Origin of the sequence: Streptomyces camponoticapitis (assembly GCF_014646115.1) — a bacterium.
GTDB lineage: Bacteria > Actinomycetota > Actinomycetes > Streptomycetales > Streptomycetaceae > Streptomyces > Streptomyces camponoticapitis.
Genome location: NZ_BMMV01000030.1, coordinates 85,422 through 94,630 on the forward strand (window position 1 = coordinate 85,422; position 9,209 = coordinate 94,630).

Consider the following 9,209-nt stretch of genomic DNA (forward strand, 5'->3'; position numbering starts at 1 on the left):
CCAGTACGGGGGCCACGGCCTGGGGGGCTCGGGGTCCACGCAAGAACACGATGCACCCGAAATGGGCGACAGGGAAGGCGAATGACCGGATTAGGTACTACAGCCCGATGTCGTCGCTCGCGGCGTCGGTCCACGGATCCTCGGCAGCGCGCTCGTCGGCTGGCGCGGCGTACTCCCGCGTGAACGGATCCCAGTAGCGGATCTCGAAGCCGAGGATCCTTGTCGGGTGGCGTTCCCTGTACTTGCCGAACAGGGTGCCCGAGTCGCGGTAGACACCCTCCTGGATGTTGCATCCGCGGCACAGATAGCCGCGGGTCAGGCCGGTGACGTGATCGTGGTCCTCTACGGACTCGCGGCGATGCCCGCATATTGCGCAGCGCCCGTCCTGCCAGAGGAGGAGCAGTTCTCCCGCCCTGCTTTCGGGAATCTCGGCTGGAGCCGGGAGGCCGGGGACGGGCCACCCCCAGCAGATCGGATCGGCGTAGAGGTACGACAACCACGCCTTCTCCTCTGCCTGTTTGCGCGCCTTGGAGGCTTCCTTGAAGGGCTGGCTCATGTGGTGCCAGCAGCCGTCGGCCCGATCGAACTCGAAGCTTCGCGCCTCCCAGTAGTGGAGGGTCCTGGTGCACAGCCCGCCGCTCTTGGTCGGCTTGCCGCATGTGTCGTCGCGAACGACAGGCTTCATCACTGACCCCCGCTCCGCCGCAGGCCCGCTGCCGCGTTGTCGTCCCATTCGTCGGCGAGCTGCATGTAGCCGAGCATGGCCTTGCTGCCTGGCGCCCATCCGCCTTGCTTGGCGATGTTCACGGGGTCCTTCCCGTTCTTGCGGCCTTCGGTGGCGAGCCCGGACCGCAAGCTGTGACCGGTCCAGCGGATCGGCACGCCAGCCCGTCGCGCGACGCGGGTGACCGCGTTCGTGACGGAGTCGGGCGCCATCGCGCCACCGATGTGTCCCCAGCGGTCGATGCGCGGGAAGGCGGCCGCCGTCAGATCGGTGCGTCCGTAGATCTCGCACCACTGCTGCCAGGCGCGGACGGCGCAGATCTCCGGCTCGTCGTTGTTGTAGGGGATGGCGACGGTACGCACGGACCTCTTCGTCTTGCCGGTGACGACGGCGACCTTGATGCCGCGGGCATGCACAGTGATGTCGGCGAGGAGCAGGCCGGAGACCTCTGAAGCGCGGGATGCGAAGTGGAAGCCGGTGAGGATGAGCGAAAGGTCCCGTCGTCCGGTTGGGCTGCCGTCGCAGGCGGCGGCGATGCGGTGCAGGCTGTCAAGGTCGGCGGCCGCAGCCTTGCCGCGGCCGCGCCGCTCTCCCGCCTTGGCCAGTTGGGTGGCGACGCCTTCCAGTCGGGCGCGCGCTTCGGAGTGAGCATCCTTGCTCACGGGGCGGCCGCGCTCGCGTAGGCCGACGATGGCGGCGGTGAGATGGGAGTGTGCGGACGTGGGCGCGTAGCCGCGGCCGCCGTCACGTCCGGGGGTTGCGCGGCCGCGGTCGAGCATCCAGGCGACGTAGGCGACGAGCGCACCTCGGGTTCCTTCCGTCTCCGGGAGGCCCTGCTCGGCGCAGAAGCGCTGCCACACCTTCCATCCCTTGCTGTAGGTGTCTGTCGTGTTGGGCGGGGTGGTCGCCTCCTTCATAGCGTCGGCGAAGTCTTCGGCGGCCGCGAGTCGTTCGGCGGCCGCTTCGCCGTGCCGGGCTGCCCATGCGGCGCGGATCTCCGCTGGCACTCCCTGGGTGAGCTTTTCTAGGGACCCGTCCACATCTCTCCTTGATGCCTCGTCAACACCCTTTTGTCGCATGGGATATGAAGAGTGTATCCCGAGTGATACCCCCATGCGGGGGAACGCAAGAAGCCCCTCCCGCCCGTAGGCAGGAGGGGCTTCGTCAGGAGCCACCGTAAGGATCGGGTTCGACCTCGGGCGGCCAGGCCGGCTCCAGGAACGGCGCGATGGACGGTGACGGCACCGGCGCCGGGTCGGCCATCCCGAGTTCCACCATCGTCCCCAGATCCGCCGCCGCCTCATCGACGCGCGGCTGCACCGGGTGCTGGTCAGGCTGTTCGGTCATGCGTACTCCAGTTCTCACACGCCGATGTCATGCAGGTACGGCTTCGCCTCTTCCGGCGGCGCCGCGACCGGAGGCGGCTGCAACCGGGACTCCCGGACGAACGCGCTCAGACTCCGCACTACCGCCGACAGGTAGGTGATCGCCGCCGACTGGCCGCTGATCTTCACCTCTTGCCGGGTGACCCGCCCTTCCAGCCGCTCAATGTCCTTGTCGAGTCGCTCGGTCACCTTGGTGAAGTCGTCCCGCCGACCCTGCCCCCGCGGCTGCCGGCGGCCCACCACGACCGTGACGATGCCGCCAACGGCGGTGATCAGGGCGACTCCCAGGGCTGCGAGTGCGGCCAGCATTTCAGTGCTCATCGTGCTCCCGGGGTCTTTCGGCGTCGGGCTCGTCCCAGCCGACGATGACGAGGGGGATCGCGCCGAACCCGGCGAAGATCGCCGCACTGACCCAGCCGCGGGGGTTCTCCTCCAGCGGCCACCAGGACATGAAGAAGGACAGCGCCCACGGGGCAGTCGCCAGACACAGCCCGGTGAAGCCGGGCCAGTCTCGACCTTGCGGCAGGAACGCGCACACGACCGCGAGCGCCCCTGCGGCGATCCACGTCCAGGACCAGCACTCCAGATCCATCAGCATCAGTAGGATCCGGATGCCGGTCTGGTCGGGCAGCGGCTGCTCCAACTGCCCGACGCCGTAGAGGGTGACGAGGCCGCCGAGCAGCAGGAGGATGGCGCCCCGGCGGCCAACACGGTGCGCGAGCCGCCACAGCCCGCGCCGCATCAGACCCCCTTGGAGAGGGACGCGCTGTTCTTGCTGCCGAAGGCGCGAGCGACCATGCCCTTCAAGAGGGTTCCGCCGGCGGCGATTCCGGCGGCGGCCATCGTCTCCCAGAAGGAGGCGTGGAACATGTCGGCCGGGCCTGCGGCGATGGCGACACCACCGGCGGCGACGACGGCGGTGGCGAGGGTGCGCTCGGCCAGGTCGCGGGCGTAGGTCTTGGCGGTCTTCACGACGGTCTCAGCGTCGGGGAGGGGGAAGCTGGTGGACATGGCGGTCTCGTTTCTTCTAGCCGGGGAAGATCGGATTACTCGAGGAAAACGGACACTTCGGTCAGGCGGCCGGGCCGTTGATGTCGACGTCGACCTTGACGACCGCGTCCTTGATGGCCTTCTCCACGGCGGCCACGACGGCGGCGGTGTCGACGTCGGAGCCGACGAGCTGGGCGAGCTTGGCGATGGCCGCCGACTGCGCAGCCTCGGTCTGCGTGTTCGCGCGGACGCGCGCCTGGATGTCGCGCAGGACGGACAGCGCCTGCCAGTTGACGTTCGTCTTCACGTCGTCCGCGTCGGACGGTGCGGGGATCCCGTCGGTCTTCCAGACGGCGTTGAAGATGTCGGTCTTCGTGATGGCGGCCATGGGGTCTTCCTCCTCGGGGGTGGTGCTGCCGTTCGGTCGGGGTGCGCCCTTCTTGACCCACGCGTATAGCGGGCCTCCGGGGCAGGTGGTGGCGTAGCCGTCGCGGTGGCCGCCGAGCCAGTCGCCGGCGGGGCCCTTCTCGCGGCAGTATTCGATCGTGTCGCGGATCCCGTTGAGCTGCGGGTCGGTGGGCTGTGTGAGCCCCGACGAGCCGACGAGCGCGCACACCGCGTAGTCCTGATCGTTCAGGCTGGTGTTGCCGTTCGCGCTGTTGCGGCGCTTGAGGCCGCGGCCCTCGAACGAGTAGCCGTGGGTGCAGACGACGAAGCTGTAGCCGATGTCGGACCAGCCGTTGCCGTCCATGTGGCTGTTCTGGAGCGAGCGGACGTATGCGGCGCACTTGTCGTGCGTGCGGTCGCTGTACGCCGAGCCGAGGTAGTGGACCTTCACGCCCTTCCGTGCGCGGCCGTAGGGTGTGGCCCCGCTCGGTGTCCGGTAGGCGCGGGCGCCCCACTGGGCGCGGGTGACGAGCTTCATGAACCCTCCTCGGGCATGAAGGAAGCCCCGGCCGTCGGCTCGGGGCTCGGGATGCGGGGCGGGTTACGCGGGCGGGAGTTCCATCAACCCCGTCACCCACAGGTTCCCGGACGCGGCGACAACCGTGGCCGGCGACAGCGGGGTAGTGGACGTGCCCCGGTACAGGTAGATGCGGCTGGTCGCGAGGCCGACGGAGATGCCGCACCGGTAGGCGCGCGCGGCCAGGTACTCGTCCGGGGTGACCTGCACCGAGGAGACCTTCAGCGCGGTCGCGGCGTGCAGCAGCTCCAGCCGGTCCGCCAGTTGGTTCACGCCGGTGATCCCGGACGGGCTGTGGCCGGAGTCGTTCAGGATCTCCCAGCCCGAGCCGTCGTTGCGGAGGACGCAGGACAGGAGCGCGAGACGCGCGCCAGCTTCGGTGACCAGGATGTGGTGCGGCATACGGGCGAACTCCTTCGTGGGTGGACTGCGGTTACGGCGCGGGGCTCACGATCAGTTCACGCAGAGCAAAGGTGGCGGTGGCCCCGCTGAACGACGTCTTGTGGAGAAGGCGCGTGTTGTACGTGGAGCCGGGCGTGAGGCCCACCAGAAGGTGGCTGACTCCGTGCCGTGAGAACGTGTTGCCGTAGTTGCTCGGGCCGAGCCCGTCGGAGGCATCCTCGATGATCGAGCCCGAGCCGGGGGTGTTGCCGGTGCGGGTCTGGGGGGCGATCAGGCAGCCGTTCGAAGCCGTCTCGTTGATCATGCGAGCCGACGTCTTGATCTCCACCCGCCCGGTCACCGGGGCCGTGAAAACGACCTGGCAGTGCGCGTAGGTGCCAGCCGAAGCGGTCGTGGTGTACGACGTCGACAGCACGTCATACGAGGACGACTGCTGGTCGGACACGGAGTCCGTCACGCCGAGGGGCACCTGCCGCCACGCGGTCCCGTCGTACACGTACTTCTGATTGACGTCCCGCAGCCACACCTCCATCCCCTCCACCGGGGACGTCAGAGTCGCCGCCCTGGCCGAGGCGGACGCGAAGCTCATGTTGACCTTCGCGGCCAGCGCGTTCGCAAGAGCCGACGCCAGCGTTCCGGCGTCCGGCACATCCTGCAACGACGCGGCCATCACGTCCTGGTCGTACTGGTCTTCCGTGGGCACACGAGCCCCCTTCTAGGCAATCTGGTAGGTGAGGCTCATGCGGAGGATGTGACCCGACGCGAGAGTTGCCGGGGTGCTGGGCGACATGTTCGTGGCGTTCGCCGGCGTCGCTGCCGTGGGGAAAGTGACCGTGAACGTCGTCGCGTTCGCCGCGGCGTAGGTCTGCCCGATGTACGTGGACCCGGCCGTCAGCCGTGCGGTGCCGGTGTACTCCACCGTCTCGTTGGCCGACGGGAACGGCAGGCTGAAGCTGTAGTTGCCGGAGCCGAAGGTCGTGGTTGAACCAGGCACGATGCGCACCGACAGGTGGCACGTCTTGCCGTGCAGCACCCGGCGGCCGGACCGGAGCCCGTTACCGAGCACCGGGTTGGTCGTGGCCGCCGTCCACGCGCTGGTGAACGCCACCCACTCGGGGTCGCCAGCAACGGAGAGCCGGCCGGGGGTGGTTGAATCCCCAGTCCCGTTCGTGTCCAGCCGGATCAAGTCGCCGACTGCGGGGTTCGAGTAGGCCTCCAAGCATCGGGCGATCGCCCCATCCACCGTGGTGACGGTGCCCGCGTCAACGGAGGCGACTGTCGCCTGCCGCCAGTCCCCGCGGCGCACGGCAGGGTCTGCCGCACTCTGCTCCACGGCCTGCTGGGCAACCATGTCGGCCAGTGCTCGCTCGATGGAGGAGGTCACGCATCCTCCTTCGCGGCGATCGTGCCGACCGGCATGCCGCCACCGGGTTCCAGTGGCACCGTGAACGACGCCACTTGGTGAAGCTCGCGCAGCCCGTCCGGATGGACAACGCGCAGCACGTCGCCCGGCTCCAATGCTGGATTCACCAGGGCGCTGAAGTCCCCCGTGGCGTTCGGCGCCCTGGCGGCGCGCAGCTTCAACTCGGCCGCCAGACGGCAAGCGCCGACGCTGGTCAGAGTGCTGGAGGAGTAGAACATGGGCCTGTGGCCGAATGGCCCGTCCCAGTACGTGGGCGAGCCGGGGTCGTCGTCTTTGACGAACGACTGCACCGGAGGCACTCCGTCGGCTGCGTTCTCTCCTCGGGCCAGAACTGCATTGAAGACGCCTGCAGCTGACATGCCGCGCTTGCCCTCGATGTAGACGCCCCCCTCGCCGGCGGCAACTGTCCATGCGGGTTGAGTTGACAGCAGGTCCGGCAGTTCGGCTACGACGAAAACGCCGTCCGCGTTGCAGAACGCTTCTGCGCCGGCCGCTGCTGCGACCTCCTGTACTGCGGCCCACGGGTCACCTTCCACATCCCAAGTACGGGAGCCGATCGCCGTATCCGCGACGAGGAACATGACCTCGGCGTCCGGGATACTGCGAGCGATGAGCGCCGCGATCGCGGAGTAGACGGTGCCCGTGGCCCGATACGGCTCAGTGAACCTGTCGTCCGCCACGACGCACTCCAGGCTCCGCCCGGTAAGAGTGACCGGCCCGAACGTCGGATCGCCATCGACGCCATCGACGCGGAACACCCCAAGTGGCGCCAGCTCCTGTGTGCCGTCGCCGTAGTCGACGCCACGCGAGATTCGCAACCGAGCCCCGTAGGTCGCCAGCGAGTCTGTCGGAGTCGTCGGGATCATTGACACGTCGGGCGAGGCGACGGTGCACGTGCGCCGCGTCTGCTGCTTGCTGTCCACGCTGACACTGCCACCGGTATGCCTGAGGGCGGCTACCGCGCCGTCCGTCCGGAAGAGGAGCACCTCGGTGATGACGCGATGAGGCTCGGCGAGACGGGGTAGGAAGCGGGCCGATACGGGGTACACGTCACCCCCCGATGCGGCGGTCGAGGAATACATCTTCCCAGGTGGCGTAGGTCTCCAGGACCTCTTGCCAGGTGGCGAACTCCGACAGGATGTCCTGCCAGGTGCGGCCTGCCGATCCGTTGACGCCGGTGGTGACGGGCATGTCGGCCTCGGTCAGTGGCAGAGTCCAGGCCCGCCACGGGTCGTCGGCGTCCTCTTCGCTGCGTGCCTCGGTGATGCTGCCGACGCTGACGTACATGTCGGACACCCCCTTGCCGGGGGCGGCCTGCCACAAGATGACGTTGCCTGAGTCGAGGAGCCAGTGCAGGGACGCGCGTTCCTCGTCTGTGCGCGTCCAGATCTGAAGGTCACCCTCCAGCCCGCTGCGCACCCCGGACAGAACGACGGCGTTCCTGCGCCCGGCGACCCGGTGCGTGGCCTGTTCGATGGGCCGCGACCATACGGGGGCGGTCTGCATCAGCACCCGGCAGTTCCGTTGCGGGTTGCCCGGATCTTTGAGCCACGCCTCGTCGGGGTCGTCGTGCGGGATCGTCACTGGGTCTGAGGTGCGGTTCTGGTGGGACAGGTCGGCCGGGTCGATGACCTCTACGTAGTAGTAGACGGGCGTGAGGAGCGGCGCCTCGTAGTCCTCGATGACCATCTGGTCGGATGTGATGACGACCGTGCCGTCGTACAGTCCGTTCGGTCCGCGCACCAGCGTGCGGGTGCCGTCCGGGGTGATGCGGTAGATGAGGATGCCCCGGTCGAGCGTCAGCTCGCGCAAGGTGATCGTGATGCTGGCGGACGCCGGGATGACGTCCACTTCCATCAGGGGCTCTGCCTGCCAGAGTGCGACGGCGTCCAGGCGGATGGTCGAGTTGATGGCCCCTGCGGTGAGTGTGAGTTCGACGGCCGCCTGTGTCGCACCGGCCGGGGCGGTCTGGTCGCGGCTGAGCTTCCACCAGCCAGGCGACGGTGCGGCGCTTGCGCCGGTGCCGGTGGCGCCGAGGTCGGTGTCGGCGGCGTCGTACCAGCGGACTCCCCGGGTCGTCGTCCAGGATCCGGCGGCGACCTGCTCATAGAAGGAGAGCCGAAAGTCCTGGCCCTCGCTGCCCGAGGGAAGTGGGAACTTCGCGCTGCGGATGGTGCTGGCGGTGGCGGTGGCCGAGGTGACGGTCAGGCAGTAGCTGCCGTCCGCTGCTGCGGCGCCCCAGGGTGTGGAGCGGGCGATCGTCGCGACACCACTGGTCTTGGTCCACCCGGCGACGCCTTGCTCGAAGCTGGCGTCCGCATACCTCACGACGCTGCCCGCCTGGAAGCCGGGCGCGACCGTAACGACGACCTGCTCAACCCTCAAGATCTGTGCGGCCGTGGCGCCGTCCATGCCGACGGTGACGCCGCACGTGACCGCGCCCGCAGGGGCGATGGCGGACACGCGCTGCCGCTGATACCCGGTGCTCGCCGCGGCCAACTCACCGCGGGTCGCCGTCAGTTGCGTGTCCGTGGCGTCGTAGAACCGGATCTCGATCCAGGAATCGGAGCCGGTCGTGGGTGGCGACAGGTAGCAGTAGGCCGTGTACTCGATGCCTTCGGTGACGACCGGACGTTCCACTGTGCGGGCCGCCACATCCCCGTTTGCGATGGCGGTGACGGTGAGGATCGCGCCGCCGGAGTAGTACCAGGTGACCGGCCACTGGACGGCGGGGGCCGCCCTGCCGACGGTCGCGTTCAGTTCGGACGTCCAGCCGGATGCGTCGATCTCGAAGCTCTCGGTGCCGAACGGCAGCAGATTGCCGGTCGAGCGGATCGGCAGCCCCAAGTAGACGTTCTCCCAAAGGTGGGTGACCGCCGCCCCGGCCGGGCTGGACGAGAGGACGACCTGCGCGCGTGCAGCGCCGACCGGCGCGGGGGCTGCCACGCCGACCCTGTGCAGCGACGCCGATGCCGACGCCGTGGTGAGCGACCAGGAGATAGACAGCTCGATGTTCGTGGGCGACAGCCACCGCAGACCGATCTTCTCCACGATCGAGCCCGAGGCGTCCGCGAAGGTCTGATACACGGTGCCGGGCGTGACGGCATAGGACGACACGGTGCGGGCCCGCATCTCCCCGGCCGCGACCGACTTGACGGTCAGGACCCCGTCGCCATTCCGGCCGCCGGTGCCCTTCGACAACGTGCAGTTCAGGAGCGGAGTCCAGCCCGAGGTGTTCGGGTCGATGGACTCCGTCACCTGCGACAGGAAGTTGCCGGGGATCGCCACTACAGCCTCCGTCCCGCACTGAGCGCCGTGGTG

Annotated in this window: 12 protein-coding genes; all 12 read right to left on the reverse strand. The window is 68.7% G+C overall.

All coding sequences use genetic code 11. The features are described from left to right. Nucleotides 1–97 precede the first annotated feature (97 nt). Nucleotides 98–685 (reverse strand): endonuclease domain-containing protein, encoded by a 588-nt coding sequence (locus IEY79_RS32630; RefSeq protein WP_229701322.1) that lies wholly within the window; start codon nt 683–685, stop codon nt 98–100. Further along, nucleotides 685–1,764 carry a tyrosine-type recombinase/integrase gene (locus IEY79_RS32635; RefSeq protein ID WP_229701323.1) on the reverse strand — a complete coding sequence of 360 codons (1,080 nt, stop codon included), beginning with the start codon at nt 1,762–1,764 and terminating at the stop codon, nt 685–687. The genes IEY79_RS32630 and IEY79_RS32635 overlap by 1 nt, the downstream gene beginning before the upstream one ends. A gap of 124 nt (nt 1,765–1,888) precedes the next feature. Beyond that, nucleotides 1,889–2,071 (reverse strand): hypothetical protein, encoded by a 183-nt coding sequence (locus IEY79_RS32640; RefSeq protein WP_189111261.1) that lies wholly within the window; start codon nt 2,069–2,071, stop codon nt 1,889–1,891. Nucleotides 2,072–2,085: 14 nt separating this feature from the next. Next, nucleotides 2,086–2,418 carry a hypothetical protein gene (locus tag IEY79_RS32645; protein ID WP_189111262.1) on the reverse strand — a complete coding sequence of 111 codons (333 nt, stop codon included), beginning with the start codon at nt 2,416–2,418 and terminating at the stop codon, nt 2,086–2,088. 1 nt (nt 2,419) lies between these two features. Next, on the reverse strand, nt 2,420–2,851 hold the full coding sequence (locus IEY79_RS32650) for a hypothetical protein (RefSeq protein ID WP_189111263.1): 432 nt from the start codon (nt 2,849–2,851) through the stop codon (nt 2,420–2,422). Next, nucleotides 2,851–3,120 carry a hypothetical protein gene (locus tag IEY79_RS32655; protein WP_189111264.1) on the reverse strand — a complete coding sequence of 90 codons (270 nt, stop codon included), beginning with the start codon at nt 3,118–3,120 and terminating at the stop codon, nt 2,851–2,853. The genes IEY79_RS32650 and IEY79_RS32655 overlap by 1 nt, the downstream gene beginning before the upstream one ends. Nucleotides 3,121–3,181: 61 nt before the next feature. After that, nucleotides 3,182–4,024, reverse strand: coding sequence for a peptidoglycan recognition protein family protein (locus IEY79_RS32660; RefSeq protein WP_189111265.1), 843 nt, complete (start codon nt 4,022–4,024; stop codon nt 3,182–3,184). Between the two features lie 63 nt (nt 4,025–4,087). After that, nucleotides 4,088–4,465, reverse strand: coding sequence for a hypothetical protein (locus IEY79_RS32665; protein ID WP_189111266.1), 378 nt, complete (start codon nt 4,463–4,465; stop codon nt 4,088–4,090). Nucleotides 4,466–4,496: 31 nt separating this feature from the next. After that, a complete protein-coding gene (locus IEY79_RS32670; protein WP_189111267.1) occupies nt 4,497–5,168 on the reverse strand; it encodes a hypothetical protein in 672 nt (223 codons plus the stop codon). A gap of 12 nt (nt 5,169–5,180) precedes the next feature. Beyond that, nucleotides 5,181–5,849, reverse strand: coding sequence for a hypothetical protein (locus tag IEY79_RS32675; RefSeq protein ID WP_189111268.1), 669 nt, complete (start codon nt 5,847–5,849; stop codon nt 5,181–5,183). Continuing rightward, nucleotides 5,846–6,811 carry a DUF5047 domain-containing protein gene (locus IEY79_RS32680; RefSeq protein WP_229701324.1) on the reverse strand — a complete coding sequence of 322 codons (966 nt, stop codon included), beginning with the start codon at nt 6,809–6,811 and terminating at the stop codon, nt 5,846–5,848. Before IEY79_RS32680 ends, IEY79_RS32675 begins: the two co-directional genes overlap by 4 nt. A 127-nt stretch (nt 6,812–6,938) precedes the next feature. Then, nucleotides 6,939–9,209, reverse strand: a 2,271-nt coding sequence (locus tag IEY79_RS32685; protein ID WP_229701325.1) for a hypothetical protein, incomplete at its 5' end; no start/stop codon positions are given.